Annotated in this window: 16 protein-coding genes; 9 read left to right on the top strand and 7 right to left on the bottom strand. The window is 74.0% G+C overall.

What is annotated here, in order from left to right; all coding sequences use genetic code 11:
* Positions 1 to 1,155: 1,155 nt before the first annotated feature.
* The 5 genes from ABT263_RS23475 to ABT263_RS23455 all read left to right on the top strand — a co-directional run bounded on the left by ABT263_RS23475 (position 1,156) and on the right by ABT263_RS23455 (position 7,547).
* Positions 1,156 to 2,535 (top strand): fatty acid desaturase, encoded by a 1,380-nt coding sequence (locus ABT263_RS23475; protein ID WP_352292952.1) that lies wholly within the window; start codon positions 1,156 to 1,158, stop codon positions 2,533 to 2,535.
* Between the two features lie 96 nt (positions 2,536 to 2,631).
* A complete protein-coding gene (locus ABT263_RS23470; protein WP_352292950.1) occupies positions 2,632 to 3,117 on the top strand; it encodes a cobalamin-dependent protein in 486 nt (161 codons plus the stop codon).
* Positions 3,118 to 3,122: 5 nt separating this feature from the next.
* Positions 3,123 to 4,559: a methylaspartate mutase gene (locus ABT263_RS23465; RefSeq protein WP_352292948.1), complete on the top strand. Its 1,437-nt coding sequence runs from the start codon at positions 3,123 to 3,125 to the stop codon at positions 4,557 to 4,559.
* Positions 4,556 to 6,496, top strand: coding sequence for an FAD/NAD(P)-binding protein (locus ABT263_RS23460; RefSeq protein WP_352292946.1), 1,941 nt, complete (start codon positions 4,556 to 4,558; stop codon positions 6,494 to 6,496). Before ABT263_RS23465 ends, ABT263_RS23460 begins: the two co-directional genes overlap by 4 nt.
* Positions 6,497 to 6,545: 49 nt before the next feature.
* The gene (locus tag ABT263_RS23455; RefSeq protein ID WP_352292944.1) at positions 6,546 to 7,547 is read left to right on the top strand and encodes a methyltransferase; all 1,002 of its coding nucleotides are present in this window, start codon (positions 6,546 to 6,548) and stop codon (positions 7,545 to 7,547) included.
* 137 nt (positions 7,548 to 7,684) lie between these two features.
* Here the strand turns inward: ABT263_RS23455 and ABT263_RS23450 are convergent, their stop codons facing one another.
* Entirely contained in the window at positions 7,685 to 8,218 is a 534-nt protein-coding gene (locus tag ABT263_RS23450) for a winged helix-turn-helix transcriptional regulator (RefSeq protein ID WP_329486093.1), read from the bottom strand.
* 120 nt (positions 8,219 to 8,338) lie between these two features.
* On the opposite strand from ABT263_RS23450, the gene ABT263_RS23445 reads away from it, so the two are divergent.
* Both ABT263_RS23445 and ABT263_RS23440 read left to right on the top strand, forming a co-directional pair.
* Positions 8,339 to 9,814 (top strand): MFS transporter, encoded by a 1,476-nt coding sequence (locus tag ABT263_RS23445; RefSeq protein ID WP_352292942.1) that lies wholly within the window; start codon positions 8,339 to 8,341, stop codon positions 9,812 to 9,814.
* Positions 9,807 to 10,232 (top strand): DUF427 domain-containing protein, encoded by a 426-nt coding sequence (locus ABT263_RS23440; protein WP_352292940.1) that lies wholly within the window; start codon positions 9,807 to 9,809, stop codon positions 10,230 to 10,232. Before ABT263_RS23445 ends, ABT263_RS23440 begins: the two co-directional genes overlap by 8 nt.
* A 140-nt stretch (positions 10,233 to 10,372) precedes the next feature.
* On the opposite strand, the gene ABT263_RS23435 is transcribed toward ABT263_RS23440, so the two are convergent.
* The 3 genes from ABT263_RS23435 to ABT263_RS23425 all read right to left on the bottom strand — a co-directional run bounded on the left by ABT263_RS23435 (position 10,373) and on the right by ABT263_RS23425 (position 13,138).
* Complete coding sequence (locus ABT263_RS23435) at positions 10,373 to 11,200, bottom strand: class I SAM-dependent methyltransferase (RefSeq protein WP_352292938.1); 828 nt, start codon at positions 11,198 to 11,200, stop codon at positions 10,373 to 10,375.
* Between the two features lie 115 nt (positions 11,201 to 11,315).
* Complete coding sequence (locus ABT263_RS23430; protein WP_352292936.1) at positions 11,316 to 12,185, bottom strand: spermidine synthase; 870 nt, start codon at positions 12,183 to 12,185, stop codon at positions 11,316 to 11,318.
* Entirely contained in the window at positions 12,182 to 13,138 is a 957-nt protein-coding gene (locus tag ABT263_RS23425; protein WP_352292934.1) for an alpha/beta hydrolase, read from the bottom strand. Before ABT263_RS23425 ends, ABT263_RS23430 begins: the two co-directional genes overlap by 4 nt.
* A 267-nt stretch (positions 13,139 to 13,405) precedes the next feature.
* Between ABT263_RS23425 and ABT263_RS23420 the strand changes: the two genes are divergently transcribed.
* On the top strand, positions 13,406 to 14,827 hold the full coding sequence (locus tag ABT263_RS23420) for a selenium-binding protein SBP56-related protein (protein WP_352292932.1): 1,422 nt from the start codon (positions 13,406 to 13,408) through the stop codon (positions 14,825 to 14,827).
* 363 nt (positions 14,828 to 15,190) lie between these two features.
* Here the strand turns inward: ABT263_RS23420 and ABT263_RS23415 are convergent, their stop codons facing one another.
* The 3 genes from ABT263_RS23415 to ABT263_RS23405 all read right to left on the bottom strand — a co-directional run bounded on the left by ABT263_RS23415 (position 15,191) and on the right by ABT263_RS23405 (position 17,460).
* Positions 15,191 to 15,628, bottom strand: a complete 438-nt coding sequence (locus ABT263_RS23415; protein WP_352292930.1) for a DUF6114 domain-containing protein — start codon at positions 15,626 to 15,628, stop codon at positions 15,191 to 15,193.
* A 206-nt stretch (positions 15,629 to 15,834) separates the two neighbouring features.
* On the bottom strand, positions 15,835 to 16,482 hold the full coding sequence (locus tag ABT263_RS23410) for a DUF6230 family protein (protein WP_352292928.1): 648 nt from the start codon (positions 16,480 to 16,482) through the stop codon (positions 15,835 to 15,837).
* Between the two features lie 138 nt (positions 16,483 to 16,620).
* Entirely contained in the window at positions 16,621 to 17,460 is an 840-nt protein-coding gene (locus ABT263_RS23405; protein ID WP_352292926.1) for a TetR/AcrR family transcriptional regulator, read from the bottom strand.
* A gap of 408 nt (positions 17,461 to 17,868) precedes the next feature.
* Here ABT263_RS23405 and ABT263_RS23400 point away from each other — a divergent pair, with 408 nt between their 5' ends.
* Positions 17,869 to 18,540 carry a Tat pathway signal sequence domain protein gene (locus ABT263_RS23400; protein WP_352292924.1) on the top strand — a complete coding sequence of 224 codons (672 nt, stop codon included), beginning with the start codon at positions 17,869 to 17,871 and terminating at the stop codon, positions 18,538 to 18,540.
* The last annotated feature ends 121 nt before the right edge of the window (positions 18,541 to 18,661 follow it).

Below are 18,661 nucleotides of genomic sequence, written 5' to 3'. Positions count from 1 at the left end.
CGAGCCGTCGAACAGTCACGAGAACTGCTTTCCGGCGCCGATCACTTGACACCCGTACCGACGACTCCGACACACCGGGCGGGCGCGGGGGTGCGGAGCCGGCAGGGGCGCACCGCGAAGACCGAGCGGCCGGCGGGCCGGGCTCTGGACAGCCTGGCCACCCCGAACAGCCATGACGAGCAGGCGGGCCGGACGCGACCGAGGACGGCAAGGGGCGCGCTGCGACGGCACAGCGGGTGCGCCGTGCGGTCCGGCGCGCCGACCGCCGAGGCGCGGCAGGCGGTCGGCCCGGTGCGCGGTCCCGGCCGGCGGGCGGTGCCGCTGCCCCTGCGGTCCGGGTCGTGCCGACAGGACGGTGACCACGAACGCGCGCCGTCCTTCGTCGAGGAGGCGCGCAACAGGGACCTGCCGACCCTTCATGACCACTGGTGCGCGCAGATGTCGTGCAGCCGCCGTCTGCCGCCGGGTGCGCAGGCGCGGGACCGGGCATGGCCGCGGACGGTGCGGGCGGAGAGCGCTGGGTTCGCGAGGTGTCTGGATCTGGTGACCGGCGCACGGAAGGCGCCGGCCGCGGCCGTGGATCCGGTTCGACCACAGGGCTGTCGCATGGTCTGCACTGTGAGTTCCTTCCCCCTATGGAAACCCCCAGGTGGGGGCACCTTGCGTACCACCAGGCATCAGAATGGACCCCGTCGCGTTCCCTCGTCCGCCGGCGGAGTCACTCCCTGATTGCCAGTCAGGTTCGTTCACCAGTTCTGGCGAGCGTAACCCATTCGCGTTCGCACTGACCAGAGCTGACGGGATGTCACTCGCCACTCGGATGCCGCTTGACTTGATCCGAGAGCCGTGGTTAGCGTAAAGCCGCACTGACCGCAGGCGACATGACAAGGTTGCGCCACTATGGCGCCGCGCCGCCCGCCGCCCGCCGCCTGGGACGTCCACCCTCGGGCCGCCCCCGCGTTCCTCCCGGTTCATCCGGCCCTACCGGCCGTGGGCCGGGCATTTCCTCGCGCCATCCCGTTGTCCAGACCTGTGTGCTGTTCGAACAGCGGTTTCACGACCATCGCCGTGCCCCGCTCCGCCATGCCCGTGCGCACCACGGGGGGGGAGCGGGCGAAGCGTCATGCCGCCGCCCGGCAGAAAGGCACGCCCGCCATGAGACCTGGCAACACCGCGTCGCACTCTCCGACGACGCGCCACACCGACTCCGACGACGCGCCGCAGACCACCACCGCACCACCGACCACCACCGCACCGCGCACCACCACCGCACCACCGAGCGCCACCGCACCGCGCACCACCGTCGCGGCGAAGGCGGCCGCCGCAGCACGCCCGGCCGGCGACGAGACGCCCGGCGACGAGACGGCCGCCGACCCGGTGCGCGAGAGCATGCGGCGCCTGCCCGGCCCGCTCCAGCTGCCGCTCACCTTCCTGACCGGGCGCCCGCTGGCCGGCCAACGCCCGGTGGCCCTGTCACCCGGCTTCCACCTGGCCACCGCCTCGCTGTCCGTGCTGGCCGGCGCCGCGGTCTCGGCCACCGGCTTCGTCCTGGGCACCTGGTTCCTGCTCCTGCTGCTTCCCGGCTGGGCGATGACCCTGCACGGTCAGCGGAACCTGCGGATGATGATCTACCACCAGTGCTCGCACCGGAACATGTTCGGACACCGCCGGCTGGACACCGTCATCGGCAACGTCATCTCAGCCCTCCTGGTGATCCAGAACTTCGAGCGCTACAGCCGCGAGCATGTCGCCGACCACCATGCCGTGCACCACATGACGTTGCGCGACCCCACCGTCCAGGCCTTCCTCATCAGCCTCGACCTGCACCCGGGCATGACCCGGCGCCGGATGTGGCGCAGGGTGCTGCTCAAGGCCGTCTCGCCCCGGTTCCACCTGGCCTTCGCGATCTCCCGGGTGCGCTCCTTCTGGCACAACAGCGCCGCCGCCGAGAAGGCCGTCGCCGTCGCCCTGTACGGCGGCGGCGGGGTCGCGGCGGTGCTGCTGGGGGCCTGGCCGGCCGTGCTGGTGGTCTGGTTCGTGCCGGTCGGCGTGCTCTACCAGATCAGCAACACGCTGCGGCTGTGCGTCAAGCACACCTTCCCCGCGCCCGGAACCACGGTGCGCCGCGGCCGCGAGTACTTCGGGAGCCTGACCAACGCGATCTTCATCGGTGAGGCGGCGCCCGCCCCCGGCCTGCCCGCCGCCACCGCCGCGCTGCGCTGGCTGCGCTGGAGCGGCCGGATGGCGCTGGTGCACTTCCCGACCCGCTACCTGGTGTTGACGGGCGACACCGTCGTCCACGACTACCACCACCGCTACCCCGCCAGCCGGCAGTGGCACGACTACATCTTCGCCCGCCAGCAGGACCTCGTCGACGGCCACCGCAACTGGCCGGCCTACACGGCCGAGTGGGGCCTGGTCGCCGCGATCAACCGGGTCTTCGACTCGCTCTCCGCGGCCGACCCGGAGGAGTTCGACGTCGCCCGCATCCGCTCGGTCAGCAAGCGCGAGCTGTTCGCCGCCTTCGACGACTGACCGGGCGCCCGCACCCGACGACCGCCAGGCCCTCGGGTCGCTCCGCCCCACACACCACCCCGTACCCGCCCGCACTCCACGGATAGGCGGTTCCCCATGCCCACGCCCATGCCCCTGCCCACCCGTCCGACCGGCGCCCCCGAACGCGGCGGCCGCCTGGTGATCCTCGGCGTCGCGGCCAGCGACAGCCACGCCGTCGCCAACCACCTGATCGCCCACGCCCTGCGCGCCGACGGCTTCACCGTCGTCAACCTCGGCACCTGCACCCCGGTCGACGAGTTCGCCGACGCGTGCGAGCGCCACCCGCAGGCCGAGGCCGTCCTCATCGGCAGCCTCAACGGACAGATCCACGAGGACCTGCACGGCCTCGCCGAGGCCAAGCGCTCCGGCCGCATCCACTGCCCGGTCGTGGTCGGCGGCAACCTCTCGGTCGGCAGCGTCAAGGACGAGTCCTCCGTCACCCGCCTCTACGACCTGGGCGTCGACCGCGTGCTCGCCAGCGCCACCGACCTCGTCCCCACCCTCGACGCCCTGCACGCCCCCACCGCGTCCGACCGCGTCCCGGCCGCCGCCGCCCGGTGACCCCCGTGCCCACCGCCCCCGCGCCGCCCACCCTGGAGGAGTCGGCGGCCTACATCACCCAGCTCGGCAAGCCCACCGCCGCCGAGGTGCTGGCCCGCGCCCGGACCAGCGGACGCACCGCCCTGCAGCCGCGCTGCGGGGTCGGCGGGCACCGCGAAATGGCCGTCCTGCTCAAGGAGCTGGAGACCGAAGGCCGCCCCGACCTGCTCACCCTCACCATCGACTCGCACACCCGGCTGCGCCGCTTCGAGCACGCCGCCCGGGCCCTGCGCACCGACCACCGCACCCTCAACGGCTATCCGCTGGTCACGCACGGCTGGCAGCGCGGACGGGAGCTGAACGAACTGGTCGCCGTCCCGCTGGAGATCCGGCACGGCTCCCCCGACCCGCGCGAGCTCTTCGCCACCGCCGTGGCCTGCGGCATCACCTCCTTCGAGGGCGGCGGCATCTCCTACAACCTGCCCTACTCCAAGGACGTGCCCCTCGCCGACTCGCTGGCCGCCTGGACCGAGGTCGACCAGCTCTGCGGCGAACTCGCGCACCTGGGCGTGGTCATGGACCGGGAGCTGTTCGGCACCCTCACCGCGGTCCTGATCCCGCCGTCCATCAGCCTGGCCATCAGCGTGCTGGAGGCCGTCGCCGCGGCCGCGGCGGGCGTGCGGTGCATCAGCGTCTCCTACCCGCAGAGCGGCCACCTCGCCCAGGACATCGCCGCCCTGCGCGCCGTGCCCGTCCTGGCCGCCCGCTACCTGCCCGCCGGCCTCGACGTCCACGCCGTGCTCCACGAGTTCATGGGCGTCTTCCCCCGCCGGCGCCACCACGCCGACGACCTCATCTTCTACGGCGCCATCACCGCCCGCCTGGGCGGCGCCTCCAAGCTCATCACCAAGACCTACCAGGAGGCCCACGGCATCCCCGACGCCGCCGCCAACGCCGCCGGGCTGCGCCTGGCCGCCGTCGCCCGCTCCCCCCTGCTCGACTTCATCACCGTCGACGAGGGCGCCGTCGCCGAGGAACTGGAGTGGATCCTGCGCGAGACCGCCGAGATCGTGGAACCCGTCCTGGCCGCCCCGCGGTTGGACAGCGCGATCGTCACCGCCTTCGCCGCCGGCCGCCTCGACATCCCCTTCAGCGCCAGCCGCCACGCCCGCTCCGAGGTCATCCCGCGCCGCGACCGCGACGGCGCCGTGCGCTACCACTCCCCCGGCCGCCTGCCGCTCTCCCGCGCCAGCACCGAACGCAACCGCCGGCTGCTCGACGGCCCCGCCCGCCCCGGCGCCGGCACCACCGAGCTGCCCGGCGCGGAGCTCTTCCAGGCCCTGCGCCGCGACATCGACTACTTCCCCCTGCTGTTCGGCGAACTCCCCCAGGACGCCGCCGCCCCGGGCGGCTCCGCCGCCGACAGCGCCACCTCCACCCCGGGAAAGGAACCCGCCCTGTGACCACCAGCCAAGCCATCCTCCGTGTCGGGATCGTGGGCGCCGGACCGCGTGGCGTCGTCGCCCTGGAGCGGCTGTGCGCCAACGCCGCGCTGGTGGCGCCCACGGTCCCCGTCGAGGTGCACCTCATCGACCCGTACCCCGCCGGCGGCGGCCGCGTCTGGCGACGCGACCAGGACCGCTCCCTGCTGATGAACACCGTCGCCTCCGACGTCACCGTCTTCACCGACGAGTCCGTCCCCTGCGAGGGCCCCATCCTGCCCGGCCCCACCCAGTACCAGTTCGCCCGCCTGGTCGCCGAGGGCCGCGTCACCGACGTCACCGACGCCGAACGCCAGGAGGCCTCCGGCATGCTGCCCTGGTCCTACGGCAGCCGCGCCTTCAACGGCGCCTACCTGCGCTGGGCCCTGCAGGAGATCATCCGCACCGCCCCCGCCCAGGTCACCGTCCACGTCCACGCCACCCGCGCCACCGCCGTCGACGACACCGAGCGCGGCACCCAGCTCCTGCACCTGGACGGCGAGGAGCAGCCCCTGGAGTGCGACGCCGTCGTCCTCGCCCAGGGCCACTTCGACGTCGCCCCGACCAAGGGCCAGCAGGACTTGAAGGACTTCGCCGACCGCCACGGCCTGCTCTACCGCGAACCCCTCAGCCCCGCCGAATGCGACCTCGACGCCATCCCGGCCGGCCGGCCCCTGGTGCTACGCGGCCTGGGTCTCAGCTTCTACGACTACGTCACCCTCTTCACCCAGGGCCGCGGCGGACGCTTCGAGCGCGACGGGGACGGCGTGCTGCACTACCACCCGTCCGGCCGTGAACCGCTGCTGTACGCCGGCTCGGGGCGCGGCGTGCCCTACCTCGCCCGCGCCGAGGTGCACCTGGAGGTCGTCCCCCGCTACCAGCCGCGCTTCCTCACCGCCGAGGTCATCACCCGCCTGCGCCGCGCCGCCGGCCGGGGCGAACTGGACTTCCGCGCCGACCTGTGGCCCTACATCGCCAAGGAGGTCGGCTACGTCTACTACCGCAGCCGTCTCGCCGACGCGCCCGAGGCCGAGCGCGAGGGCTTCCTGGCCGCCTACGCCGACCTGGACTGGGACACCCCCGCCATGCGGCAGCTGATCACCGACCGGTTCGAGGACCCCGACCAGCACTGGGACTGGGACCAGGTCGACCGCCCCAGCCTGGAGCGCCGCTTCGCCGACCGCGCCGCCTACCGGGACTGGGTCACCGGCCGGCTGGGCTGGGACCTCGAACAGTCCGCCCTGGGCCCGGCCCACAGCCCCTTCAAGGCCACCGCCGCCATCATGCGCGACCTGCGGGACGAGATCCGCCAGGTGATATCCCACCAGGGCCTGCGCGGCGGCTCCTACCGCGACCACGTGGACCGCTGGTTCAGCGGGCTCAACAACTACATCGCCAGCGGCCCCCCCACCGCCCGCGTCGAGGAGCTCGACGCCCTCGTGCGCGCCGGAACCGTCCACCTGGTCGGCCCGCGCATGAAGGTCGAGGCCGACGAGGCCACCGGGCGCTTCCTCGTCTCCTCCCCCTTCGTCGACGAGGCTCCGCTGGCCACCGAGGCCCTCCTGGAGGCCCACCTCGCCCTCACCGACGTGCGCCGCGCCACCGATCCGCTGCTGCGCCGCCTGATCGAGACCGGCGGGGCCCGCCCCCACGTCATCCCCGACGCGCAGGGCGAGCCCTACACCACCGGCGGCCTCGACGTCGCCGAGGTCTCCTTCCGCCTGCTCGACTCCGAGGGCACCGCCCACCGGGGCCGCTTCTCCTACGGCCCCCCGGTCGAGTCCGTCCAGTGGGTCACCGCCATCGGCGCCCGGCCCCACGTCGGTTCCCGCACCCTCATCCAGGGCGACGCCATCGCCCGCGGCTGCCTGCACACCGGCGTGGAGAACCTGCGCCGCCGTGCTCTCGCCCTCGCCTGACCGCACGTCCCTCCGGCCCCCTTACCCCGATCGCAGGAGAGTCCCCACGATGACCGACACCGCTGCCCGCCGCATGATGGACCTGCTCATCGGCCCCTGGGCCACCCAGGCCGTGCACACCGCCGCCACCCTGGGCCTGGCCGACCTCCTGGCCGCCGAGCCCGCCACCGCCGCCGAACTCGCCGAGCGCACCGCCACCCACCAGCCCTCGCTGACCCGGCTGCTGCGCTTCCTCGTCGAGCTCGACGTGCTGGCCGCCGACGCCGACGGCCGCTACCGGACCACCGACCTGGGCCGCACCCTGCGCACCGAGGAGCACGGCTCCATGCGCGACCTCGCCCTGCTCTACGGCGACGAGTTCTACGCCGGCTGGGGCCAGTTGCTGCACACCGTGCGCACCGGCGAGAACGCCTTCGAACACGTCCACGGCGCCGCCATGTACCCCTACTTCGCCCGCACCCCCGAGCTCACCGCCCGCTTCGACCGGGCGATGGCCGCCAGTTCCTCCTTCTTCGAGCCCGTCCCCGCCCTCTACGACTTCTCCCGCGCCCGTACCGTCGTCGACATAGCCGGCGGCAACGGCGCCCTGCTCACCACCGTGCTGCGCGCCCACCCCGCCCTGTCCGGCGTCCTGTTCGACACCGCGCACGTCATCGAAGCCGCCCGCACGGAGCTCGCCGACTCCCCCGACGCCGATCGCATCGGCTTCGAGAGCGGCGACTACTACGAGAAGGTCCCCGCCGGCAGTGACGTGTACCTGCTCTCGCGCGTCCTGCACGGACGCGACGACGAGGCGTGCGTCCGGGTGCTGGAGCGCATCCGCGAGGCCGTCACCGCCGACGGCGCCCTGTTGATCATCGAGCGCGTCATCCCCGAGGACGGGACCCCGTCCCTGGCCGCCTGGTTCGACGTCCACATGCTCGCCATCGCCGGCGGCTTCGAGCGCAGCACCGCGGAGTACTCCGGCCTGCTGGAGCGGGCCGGCTTCACCCTCGCGGCGGTCCACGACCTGCCGCTGGACAGCCGGCTGCTGGTCGCCGAGCCGCGCTGACCCTGTAACCCGGACCCCGGACCTCGCCGTTGCCACCCTGCCGGGCCGCGCGGGCGCGGCCGGCGCCGGACGGACCCGCCTGCCCAGCCCTCCGGGGCCGGGCGGGCGGGCGTTCGCGCGTGCGCCGGGCCGGCGGGTCAGTCCGCGTCGGGCGACACCAGCGTCAACAGCCGGTGCGGCTTGGCCAGCGCGCGCGAGACCGGGTCCTGGCGCAGCCGGGCCTGTGCGCTCGGGCCCGGCTGCATCGTGATGTGCTCGGGAGCGACCACTCCGCCGCACACCGGGCAGGCGCCCAGCGGGTCGAGCCGCGTCCCGCAGGCCGCGTGGCTGAAGACCGTGCGCGGCCCGCCGCTGGAGGCGTTGCGCTCCCCCCACTGCGCCAGCCCGTAGATCGGCTGCCACAGCTCGCGCCCGGCCGCCGTCAGGACGTAGCCGTAGCGCACCGGGGAGCTCTGGTAGGGCTCCTTGTGCAGCACGCCCGCGGCCACCAGGGCCTGCAGACGGCTGGTGAGGACCGCACGCGGGATGTCGAGGTGAGCGAGGAAGTCATTGAAGCGGTGGACCCCGTAGAAGGCGTCGCGGACGATCAGCAGACTCCAGCGCTCCCCCACCACCTCCAGCGCCCGGGCGAGCGAGCAGTCCTGCTGTGCGTAATCGGTTCCGAGCGCCATGCGGACCAGTCTAGCCGAAGGTTCCTTCACCGAACCCGGCGTGATAGATTCAGTTGAGTTCAATGAACAGACCTTAGATCGGACCCTCTCCCACCTCCCATCGCAGCGAGGACCACCCCGATGACGCCCAGCCCGCCGCCCCAGGGCCGCCGCCCGGCCCTCACCCTCTCGATCGCCGCCTTCGGCACCCTCCTCGTCCTCGTCGACTACACCTCCCCGCTCACCACCCTGTCGCCCACCGCCGCCGACCTCGGCCTCGGCTCCTCCGCCCAGACCTGGGTGCTCACCGGCACCCTGGTCGGCCTGGCCGCCCTGCTCCTCACGATGGGCAGTGCCGCCGACGACTACGGCCGCAAGCGGGTCTTCGGCGCCGGCGCGGTGCTGCTCCTGATCTCCACCGCCGTCTCCGCGGCCGCCACCGGCCCCACCGTGTTCCTGATCGGCCGCGTCCTCCAGGGCTGTGCCGCGGCGGCCGTGCTCGCCCCCACCCTCGGCCTGATCGGCCACGTCTACCCGGTCGGCCCCGGCCGGGTGCGGGCGCTCGGCATGTGGGGCGCCTCGGTGGGCCTGGGCATCGCCGTCGGCCCGGTCTACGCGGCGCTGCTGGAGCGCGCCGGCGGCTGGCGCTCGGTGTACTGGGTGCTCTCGGTGCTGTCCGCCCTGCTGATCGCGCTCACCGCGTACGGCTTGCAGGAGTCCCGCAACGACCGGCCCCGCAAGCTCGACCTGCTGGGTGTCGCCACCCTCGGCGCCGGTGCCTCCTGCCTCATCGCCGGCCTCGCCGAGGGCCGGCACGGCTGGGGCCGCACCCCCGTCCTGCTCCTGCTCGGCCTCGGCGTGCTGCTGCTCGTGCTGTTCGTCCTGGTCGAGGCCAGGATCGCCGAACCGATGCTCGACCTCGCGCTGTTCCGCAGCCCCGGCTTCATCGCCTCCAGCGGCGGCGCGCTGTTCACCGGCCTGGCCATCGTCGGCCTGATGAGCTACCTGCCGATGGCCCTCCAGAAGTCCGCCGGGGAGACCCCCCTGGTGGCCTCCCTGGTGCTCGCGATCTGGTCCGGCCTGTCCGTCGTCTCCGCCCTCCAGGCCCGCCGCCTCGCCAACCGGATGTCCGCCACCACCCAGGTCGCCGCCTCCCTGCTGCTGTGCGGCATCGGCGAGGCCGCCCTCTACGGCATGACCCCCGACGGCTCCTGGACGCACTTCGCCCCCGGCCTCGTGCTCGCCGGCGTCGGCAGCGGCGTCCTCAACGCGGCCCTCGCCCGGCTGGCCGTCAGCAGCGTGCCCGCGGACCGGGCGGCCATGGGTTCGGGCGCCAACAACACCGCCCGCTACCTGGGTTCGGCGCTCGGCGTCGCCATCACGCTGACCGTCGCCGGCCAGGCCACCGACGACCGCGGGCCGCGCTACGCGATGGCCGCCGGGACCGACCACGCCGTCCTGGTCGCCGCGGTGCTGTGCGCGGTCGGGGCGGGCGTGGCCCTGTGGGCGCGCTTCGCCGAAGCCCGCACCCCCGCCGCCGCACCGCCACCCGGCGGCACCGCGGGCGGCGCGGGCGCGGCGGGCACCGTCCAGAGCCCGGCGGTGTCCCGTGGCTGACCACCGCTCCGACCGCGGCACCCGGCCCGGCGCCGCCCCGGACCTCTCCGCCGCCGGCTCCGTGCACCACATCAACGCCGGCATCCTGGTGGAGCCCGGCCGCGGCCGGATCGTCGTACGCGCCGGTGACACCGTGCTCGCCGACAGCCAGCGGCCGATCGTGGTCCTGGAGGGCCGCTACCCCGTCCGGTACTACATCCCGCCCGAGGACGTGCGCCGCGAACTGCTCGCCCCCTCCTGGGAGAGCACCTACTGCCCCTACAAGGGCAACGCCGTGCACTACGCGCTCGCCTCCCACGGCGAGGGCGGCTCCATCGCCTGGTCCTACCCCGTCCCGCTGAGCGGCATGGAGGCCCTGACCGGGCTGATCGCCTTCTACCAGGAACGCGTCGACATCGACGTCGAGCCCTCCGACTGACCCCCGGGTCACCCCGACGCCGTCAGGCCCGCCCCCACCCGGGGGCGGGCCTGACGGCGTCTCACCCCGGAGACGGCGCTCGGCCAAGGCGCCTAGCTGGTGCCGAGGCCCCCTCCTGATCCACCGGGGGATCCCGCCGGCTACGGCTGCCCGGCGAAGTCCAGGACGGTGACCGAGGGGCGGTGGGTGGCCAGCGGGGGGACGGTGAGGGCGAGCGGGAGGAGGACCCCGAGCAGGCCTCGGGCGCCGACCGGCCGGACGTCGCGCACCGCGGCCACCGCCGGACTCGCGGTGCGCAGCCCGCCCCGCTCGCGGGCGTCCATCGCCCACGGCATCGGCGGCGGCTCGTAGTCGTGGGAGCGCATCCTCCCGGTCAGGGTGAGCCGGCTGAACCAGCGCGGTACGGCGTCCAGCACCAGCGAGCCGCCGGGGAAGCGTTCGGCGCAGCCCGCGATCAGGGCCTTCACCCGGGGCGGCGGGAGGTACATCAGCAGGCCCTGGGTGGTGATCAGGACCGCCTGGTCGCGGTCCACCTCCTCGGTCCAGCCCAGCTCGGTGGCGTCGGCGGCCAGGTAGCGCTGGCGCGGGCCGGGCGGGAGCAGTTGCTCGCGCAGGGCCACCGACTCGGGCAGGTCCACGGTGAGCCACCGGGCCCGCCCGTTGTCGACCCGCCAGTACTGGGTCTCCAGCCCCTCCCCCAGGCAGACCACGGTGCCGCGCGGCTCCCGGGCCAGGAAGTCGGCGACCTCGCGGTCGAAGCAGGCCGCCCGGAGCGCCTGGAGCTGGGCGGACAGGGCGCTCGCGCCGAAGCGCTCGGCGAAGGGGAAGTCGATCCGCTCGACCAGCTCGACGGCCTTCGGGTCGTCGAGCACGGTGTCCGGCCGCCGGGCCTCCACCGCCCGGTGCCAGAGCGTCCACAGGGCCGTCTCCGGCACTTCCCCCAGCTCGGGCCGCTCGCCGCTGCTCATCACGCGCTCCCTCGGACTCTCGGACGTGCTCCTGGCTCGGACCCGCCGATTCTGACACCGTCGGGCGTGAACCAGGGCGCGCGGCGCTCCGGCGCGCCGGGCGCGCGGCAGCCCGTCAGCCGACGCTGAAGGCGCCGTCCGGGGGCGGCGGGGAGTCCGTCGCCGCGGCGTCGGTGACCGCCGCCGTGCGGGCGGTGAAGGCGGCCAGGTCGGCGCCCTCGGTGAGCCGGGCGGGGAAGATGTCCGCGGCGAGACGGCGCGAGAGGTCGGCCACCGGGAGCGGACCGGTGGAGCCGGCCAGCAGGATGTTGCCGTAGCGGCGGCCGCGCAGCACCGGCGCCTCGGCGATCAGGCAGGCCTCCGGGAACACGGCTCGCACCGTCGCCGCCTGGGCGCGGGCGAAGGCGAGCGGCGGGCCGTCCGCGAGGTTGGCGGCGTAGCAGCCGCCGGGGCGCAGCGCGGCGGCCGCCAGCCGGAGGAACTCCACCGAGGTGAGGTGCGCCGGGGTGCGCGACCCGTGGAAGACGTCGGCGACGACGAGGTCCAGCGAGCCGGCCGGGACGGCCGCCAGGGCCGCCCGCGCGTCGCCGACCGTCGTCGTGATGTCCGCCCCCGGGCCCTGCCACGGCAGGTGCTCCTCGACGAGCGCGAGCAGCGGGCCGTCGACCTCGGCCACCCGCTGGCGCGAGCCGGGGCGGGTGGCGGCGAGGTAGCGGGGCAGGGTGAGGGCGCCGCCGCCCAGGTGGAGCGCGTCGACCGGCCGCCCGGCGGGGGCGAGGGCGTCGACCAGGTGGCCGATCCGCCGGGTGTACTCGAACTCCAGGTGGGTCGGGTCGCCGAGGTCGACGTAGGACTGCGGGGTGCCGTCGAGGGTCAGCAGCCAGCCGCCGTCGCGGTCGATGTCGGGCATGAGCTTGGCGTACCCGAGGTCGGTCGGCCGCCCGACCGGGACCGGCTCCTCCTCGTGCGGGCCCGGCGGGTTCATCCGGACGCCGGCAGGTAGGCGCCGAGCCAGCGGTCGAGCTCGGTGAAGACCTGGGTGCGGGCGGACTCGCCGGACAGCACGAGGTCGTGCATGCCGTCCTCGATCCGCACGATCGTGACGTGCCGGCCCAGGCGTGGGCCCTGGGCGGCGATGTCGTCGGCCCGCAGCACGGCGTCGGCGTGGTGCAGCCTGGCCTGCCAGGTGGTGGTGGCGATCGAGGCGGTGGAGGCCATCAGCAGCACGGGGACGTCGATGCCGAGCCCGCGCCGGACGCGGCGCTGGCCGCGGTCGATGGCGGCCAGCCAGCCGGCGTAGAGGGGGAAGCCCTCGGCCGGCTTGAGTCCCAGGTCGAAGTCCCATTCGCCGCGGTGGTCGCGGTGCAGGCTGTGCACGTAGTGCGGGTTGAGCGTGGAGGGCAGCTTGCGGGTGGCGGCGAGGCGGCCGAGGGCCTGCACGGCGGGGCCGCCGAGGGTGCGGACGGCCGGGGCGGCGGGCATCGAGAGGAACGGGCTGTTGAGGAAGAGTCCGTCGACCACGCCCCGCCCGGCGCGGCGCCCGGCCCACAGGGCGGTCACCAGGCCGCCGGTGGAGTGGCCGTTGACCAGCAGTTCGCGGTGCCCGTCGGTCTCCCGGACGACCCGCACCGCGGCGTCGAGTTCCTCGTCGTAGGCGGCGAGGTCGCGGACGAAGTTCGGCGACTGGTGCGGGCGCAGCGAGCGGCCGTACTTGCGCAGGTCGAGGGCGTAGAAGGAGAAGCCGCGCTCGACGAAGTGGTCGGCGAGGTGGGTCTGGAAGAAGTAGTCCACGTACCCGTGGACGTAGAGCACCGCGCGGTCGCTGCCCGGGACGAGCCGGCGTACCAGGGTGGCGCTGACGGCGCCCTCCTCGTCGGGGGCGAGCGGCAGCTCGACCGCCTCGTAGGGGGCACCCAGGATGTCTTCTCGGAACTCCATGTCCGCCGTACCCGTTCTCTGCTCCGCCTGCCGTGGCAGGACCGCCCATCCGGAGCACCGACGATACCGGCCGGTAGCTCCGCCCTGCCCGGCGGGAGCCGCCCCGGGCGCGGCGAAAGGTCCGGCGGACCGCGCCGGCGGGCCTCGCGGCGGGGCCGGACCGGGCCGCTCCGCCCCCCGTGCGCCTGCTGTGCGCCCGCGGTTCTGTGGCACGCTGCCCGGGCCACTGTCACCTTCCTTGCCCACGAGGCGAGTTGAGGAGCGAACATGCCGCACGGAGACCATCCGCAGCCGGGCCACCACGATCCCTCCCTCTACCGCACAGCGGCGGAGGCGATCGCCGCACCACCGGAGCGGCTGGCCTACGTCGCCGGATTCGACCGGTCGGCGCAGCGGCCGGACGCGCTGATCACCGTGGACACCGATCCGGCCTCGCCGAGCTACGGCCGGGTGCTGAACTTCGCCGAGCTGCCGGGGCTCGGTGACGAGCTGCACCACTTCGGCTGGAACGCCTGCTCCAGCGCGCTCGCGCACGCCTGCCACCGGAACCCGGAGCGGCGCTACCTGCTGCTGCCCGGGCTGCGCTCCTCCCGGCTGCACGTGATGGACACCCGGCCGGACCCGGTGCGGCCGCGGCTGGTGAAGACCGTCCCGGCCGAGGAGCTGGCGGCCAGAGCGGGGTACTCCCGCCCGCACACGCTGCACTGCGGACCGGACGGCGTCTTCCTGTCCTGCCTCGGCAGCGGGGACGGCGCCGACGGGCCGGGCGGGGTGGCGCTGCTCGACCACACCACCTTCGACGTCCTGCGGGCCTGGGAGACGGAGCGCGGACCGCAGCACTTCGCCTACGACGTCTGGTGGCACCTGGGGACCAACGTCGGCGTCACCAGCGAGTGGGGCACGCCGTGGATGGTCGAGGACGGCGTGGTGCCGGAGCTGCTGCTGGGCCGCAAGTACGGGCACGCGCTGCACTTCTGGGAGCTCGACTCGGGGCGGCACCTGCAGCGGGTCGACCTCGGCGACCAGTACCAGATGGTGCTGGAGCTGCGGCCGGCGCACGACCCGCAGGCGGAGTGGGGCTTCGTCGGCGTGGTGGCCAACGTCGAGGACCTCTCCTCCTCGGTCTGGCTCTGGTACCGGGAGGGGGCGGCCTTCACCGCGCGCAAGGTGATCGAGATACCGGCCGAGCCGGCGAAGCCGGAGGACCTGCCGCCGGCGCTGCAACCGTTCGGCGCGGTGCCGCCGCTGGTGACGGACCTCAACCTGTCGGTGGACGACCGCTGGTTGTACGTATCCGCCTGGGGCACCGGGGAGTTGTTCCAGTTCGACGTCTCGGACCCGTTCCACCCGCGCCCGGCGGGCTCGGTGCGGCTCGGCGGGGTGGCCGCGCGGACGCCGCACCCGGCCGAGCCCGGCCGGCCGCTGAGCGGTGGCCCGCAGATGGTCGAGATCAGCCGGGACGGCCGGCGGCTCTACCTCACCAACTCGCTGTACGGCGCCTGGGACGACCAGTTCTACCCGGACGGCATCGAGCCCTGGATCATCAAGCTGGACGCGGACACCGAGGCGGGCGGACTCAGCGTCGACCCCCACTTCTACCCGCACGGCGCGGAGTTCGGCGGTCTGCGGGTGCACCAGACCCACCTGGCGGGCGGCGACGCCTCCTCGGACTCGTACTGCTTCCGCTGAGGTCGGGGCCGGGGCTCAGCGCCGCCCCTGGAGCGGGCCATGGCGGTCGCGGGCGGGCGGCAGACCGGTGGCGACCGGCCGCGGGTCGCGAAGGTCCTCCCCGGGCAACGGCGTGCCGCGCGGCGGGCCGAGCCGCAGTGCGTCGGGCAGCCCATCGCGTACTGCCGCCAGCTGTGCGGCAGCCGCGGGTGTTCCACGGCGCCGTACTGGCCGGCCCGGGCCCACCGGTTTCGTCAGACCCCCGTGTCCAGGACTCCCGACCCCGCCGTCCGCACCAGGGGCGGCACCCTGACGGGCGCGGCGTCCCGCCTCCGGTGCTCTCCCTTCACCGCAGGCGGGACGCCGCGCCGTCGCCGGCCCGGCTCAGGCTCCGGCCGGGCCGGCCGCTTCGCCCCCGGTCGCGCGGCGCAGCCGGCGCCGGCGCGGGGGCTGGTCGGGCAGCCACCCGAAGGTCAGGCAGGCGCCCACCACTCCGAGGATCATGCCGATCAGGAAGCCCCCCAGGTTGGAGGTGACCCAGCTGGCCAGCGAGCTGATCACCGCGAGCACGGAGTAGAACAGCCGCTGGGCCGGGTTGAACAGGATCAGCACGCCGCAGATCGTCATCACGGCCGGCACCAGGTAGCCGGCCATCCCCTGCATCCCGATGTGCAGGATGACCGGCAGCGGTGCCTTCAGCGTGAAGAGGACCTCGGCGCCGCCCAGCAGCACCAGCAGACCGCCCCAGAACGGCCGCCGGCCCCGCCAGGCGCGCCAGCCACGCCCGGTGTGCGCCGGCCCGGCGGGACCGGCGGACGCCACGGGCGTCGACGGCGGTGCGGGCGCGACGGCCACCGTGCTCGCGGCAGCGTCGGAAGCAGCGGAACCACCTGGAGCACTTGGAGCACCTGAAGCAGCGGAGCCACCGGCGGCACCGGACACCCCGGCGCCGACGGCCGCCCCGCCCTCCGCGGCATCGGCGCCCCGCCCGGCCGGGCCGGCGCCGTCGGGTACAGGATCGGTCACCGTCAGCAGCCCTCCGAGCTGAAGCTCAGCCGCAGGTGGGGGAGCTTGAACGCACCCGCGGTGGTGGCGTAGTTGTGCTGCCGCAGGTTGTTGATGGTGACGGTGTCGGCCTGTTGTCCGAACACGCCCGGCAGGCCCTGGACGCCCGCCTTGGTGTAGGTGCTGGCGTCCCCGCCGATCTCGATGTTCTTGAAGGACGCGTCACCGGAGAGCATGTCCGAGTCGGTGGTCAGGTCGGTGGCGGTGACGGGGGTGCCGTCGTCGCCGGCCTTGATCAGCAGATTGATGCCGCCGAGGTCGACGCTCTGGCAGAGCTTGGTGAGCTGGGCCTGCTTGATCGCCGAGACGGCGACCAGGACCTGCCCGCCGGTGTCACCCTCGTTGGGGCTGCCCTCGATCATGTGGTCCAGGCTGCCGAACTGTTCGAAGCCGACGCCCTCCAGGCTGTCCGCCGTGACGGTGAACGGCATGCCGGAGATGGCGAACTGGGCGGCGAGGACGCCCTGCGCGGTGAGGGTCATCAGGACGGCGCCGGCGACGACGGCCGGCACGGCCATCAGGGCGGTGCGCCGGAGGCGGACCCGCCCTCTCGACTCGGCGGGCGCGTCGGTGCTTTCGGGCGTGGGGGCGGCGTCATCGGACGTGGCCATGTGTGCTCCCTAGGGTGGTGGGATGTGCAGGCACTGGCACGTTGTCCTGGCGCGGACAGCGTTCTGCGGTCCGGCCGGGTGGGCCGCCCCTCGGCAGCGGGGCGGGCCCGGTCGGACCGCAGATGGATTACTGGGAAGCTACTGCTCAGTAGACGGCGGGTCAATACGGGTGCACGAAGGATCATCGTCCGCGACCGAAGGGCCCGCTTCCAGGGCCGGTTCCGAAGCCGGAACGGGAGCCGGGACGGGAGCCAAGGCAGGCGCCGGCACCAGGCCCTGAGCCGCGGCCAGCTGCCGGGCGGCCTCCTCCGGACCGAGGAAGGGCGCCAGGCAGAACAGGCTCAACATCGGCAGTTCGGCCGGGAGTTCGCCGGTCCGGCCGGCGTCGACACAGCGGTAGAGGGTGCTGTAGACGCCACCGACCACCGCGTCCACCAGCGGCTGCACCTCGACGCCGCACGGCAGTGGGGGCACCTCGGCGAAGAACGCCCGGAACCGGGTGAGGAGTTGCTCGCGCTCACGGCGGCCGGCCGGGCCGACCGACTCCACCTCGATCACCGCCATGGTGGCGAAGGCGGGGACGCGGGCCAGCAGGTCGAGCATCGCGCGCAGGGCGTCGTGGATCCCGGCGCACCAGTTCGGGGCCGCCGCGAAGGCCGCCGCCATCCGCCGGATCACCACGCCGGTGCCGTGCCGGTGGGTGGCCAGAAAGGCGTCCTCCTTGCCGCTGAACAGCTCGTAGAAGACCGGCCTGGTGACCCCGGCCGCGCGGCAGATGTCGCTCACCGTCGCCCGCTGGTAGCCGTGCTCGGCCACGGTGTGGACCAGTCCGTCGAGCAGGCGTTCCCGCTGGGTGGCGGCGACCACGCCGGGGGGCAGCCGGCTCGGGCCGCGCTTGATCGACCGCGCCGGGTCGCGGCCGGTCCGCGCCCCGGGCAGCAGCAGTGCCTCGGCACCGTGAACGGCATCCAGGTCCATCGCCAACTCCTGTGCTCAGTATTGACATTGACGCAAGGGCTGGTTTACAACACTCGCAGGTTTCCAATCGAACGGCGCTGAGCCGACGGAAACCTCCACGCGTTCCGACTGTTCAGTATGGCGAACGCATGCCCGGCGGTGGCAGCCGTCGACGTGCACCACTCAGGCACCTCATCGCACGGCCCGCACCGCCGCGGTCCCCCGCACCACCGCACCTCCCGCACCTCCTCGCCGGACGGCGGGGCCCGTGGCGCCGGGCCCGCCGACGGCACGGGACGCGTGTCCGCAGGTTCTCAGCACCCCCACTCCGCTCCACCCTGCCGCGTGCACCGCGGCAGCTCCCGCCGCGCGATCCCAGCGCGAACCCGCGGGCTCCCCCACCCAGCTCGTACGGAGAGAGGCACCCTCATGCGCATCAGCCGCACCCTCGGCGCCGCGGCCCTGGCCGCCGTCGCCCTGGCGACCGCAGCCGTCACCCCGGCCCAGGCCGCCGGTTCAGCCGTGCTGACCCACACCTCCGTCGGCGGCCCCGCCGTCGCCGTCGGCGACGTCCTGACCGCCAACCTGGTCCCCGGCAGCTACGCCACCTTCTACTCCAGTGCCACCGGCACGAGCGGCATCAAGTGCGCCGTCTCCGCCTTCTCCGCCACGGTGACCAGCAACCCGGCGGCCCCGGGCGTGGCCACCGAGAGCCTCAACAGCCACACCTTCAGCTCCTGCACCGCGAACGTCATCGGTGTCACCGGCGTCAAGAGCATCACGGTCAACAACCTGCCGTACACCAACTCGGTCAGCGACGCGGCCGGCAACCCCGTGACGCTCAGCCCGACGGCGGCCGGTCCGCTGCAGACCACGGTCGTGCTGAACACCATCCTCGGTACCACCACCTGCGTCTACCGCGCGCCCGGCAGCATCTCCGGCACCACCGACAACACCGGTCAGACCATCGGGTTCGCCTCCCAGGCGTTCACCAAGGTCTCCGGCCCGAGCACCTGCTTCGCCACCGGCTACTTCACCGCCACCTACGGGCCGGTGATCGACAGCTCGGTCGCGGGCAACCCGCACGTCTACATCAACTGACCCTCTGCGCGCAGCAGTAGGCGGGAAACGACGGGCCATGCTCAAGGTGCTCGACGTGGACGGCGCGGTGCGCCGGGTCAAGGGCGGCTGGACGGCCACCGGGCAGAGCTGGGCGTACGAC

Origin of the sequence: Kitasatospora sp. NPDC001603 (genome assembly GCF_040298365.1) — a bacterium.
In the GTDB taxonomy this organism is placed as follows: Bacteria; Actinomycetota; Actinomycetes; order Streptomycetales; family Streptomycetaceae; genus Kitasatospora.
This window is presented reverse-complemented; position numbering and strand designations above follow the sequence as displayed.

Excerpts from the sequence above, each read along its gene's own strand:
- ABT263_RS23445 (WP_352292942.1), top strand. The coding sequence starts at position 8,339 with ATGACGCCCAGCCCGCCGCCCCAGGGCCGCCGCCCGGCCCTCACCCTC.
- ABT263_RS23455 (WP_352292944.1), top strand. The coding sequence starts at position 6,546 with ATGACCGACACCGCTGCCCGCCGCATGATGGACCTGCTCATCGGCCCC.
- ABT263_RS23425 (WP_352292934.1), bottom strand. The coding sequence starts at position 13,138 with ATGGAGTTCCGAGAAGACATCCTGGGTGCCCCCTACGAGGCGGTCGAG.
- ABT263_RS23410 (WP_352292928.1), bottom strand. The coding sequence starts at position 16,482 with ATGGCCACGTCCGATGACGCCGCCCCCACGCCCGAAAGCACCGACGCG.
- ABT263_RS23400 (WP_352292924.1), top strand. The coding sequence starts at position 17,869 with ATGCGCATCAGCCGCACCCTCGGCGCCGCGGCCCTGGCCGCCGTCGCC.
- ABT263_RS23435 (WP_352292938.1), bottom strand. The coding sequence starts at position 11,200 with ATGAGCAGCGGCGAGCGGCCCGAGCTGGGGGAAGTGCCGGAGACGGCC.
- ABT263_RS23450 (WP_329486093.1), bottom strand. The coding sequence starts at position 8,218 with ATGGCGCTCGGAACCGATTACGCACAGCAGGACTGCTCGCTCGCCCGG.
- ABT263_RS23420 (WP_352292932.1), top strand. The coding sequence starts at position 13,406 with ATGCCGCACGGAGACCATCCGCAGCCGGGCCACCACGATCCCTCCCTC.
- ABT263_RS23430 (WP_352292936.1), bottom strand. The coding sequence starts at position 12,185 with ATGAACCCGCCGGGCCCGCACGAGGAGGAGCCGGTCCCGGTCGGGCGG.
- ABT263_RS23475 (WP_352292952.1), top strand. The coding sequence starts at position 1,156 with ATGAGACCTGGCAACACCGCGTCGCACTCTCCGACGACGCGCCACACC.
- ABT263_RS23470 (WP_352292950.1), top strand. The coding sequence starts at position 2,632 with ATGCCCACGCCCATGCCCCTGCCCACCCGTCCGACCGGCGCCCCCGAA.
- ABT263_RS23405 (WP_352292926.1), bottom strand. The coding sequence starts at position 17,460 with ATGGACCTGGATGCCGTTCACGGTGCCGAGGCACTGCTGCTGCCCGGG.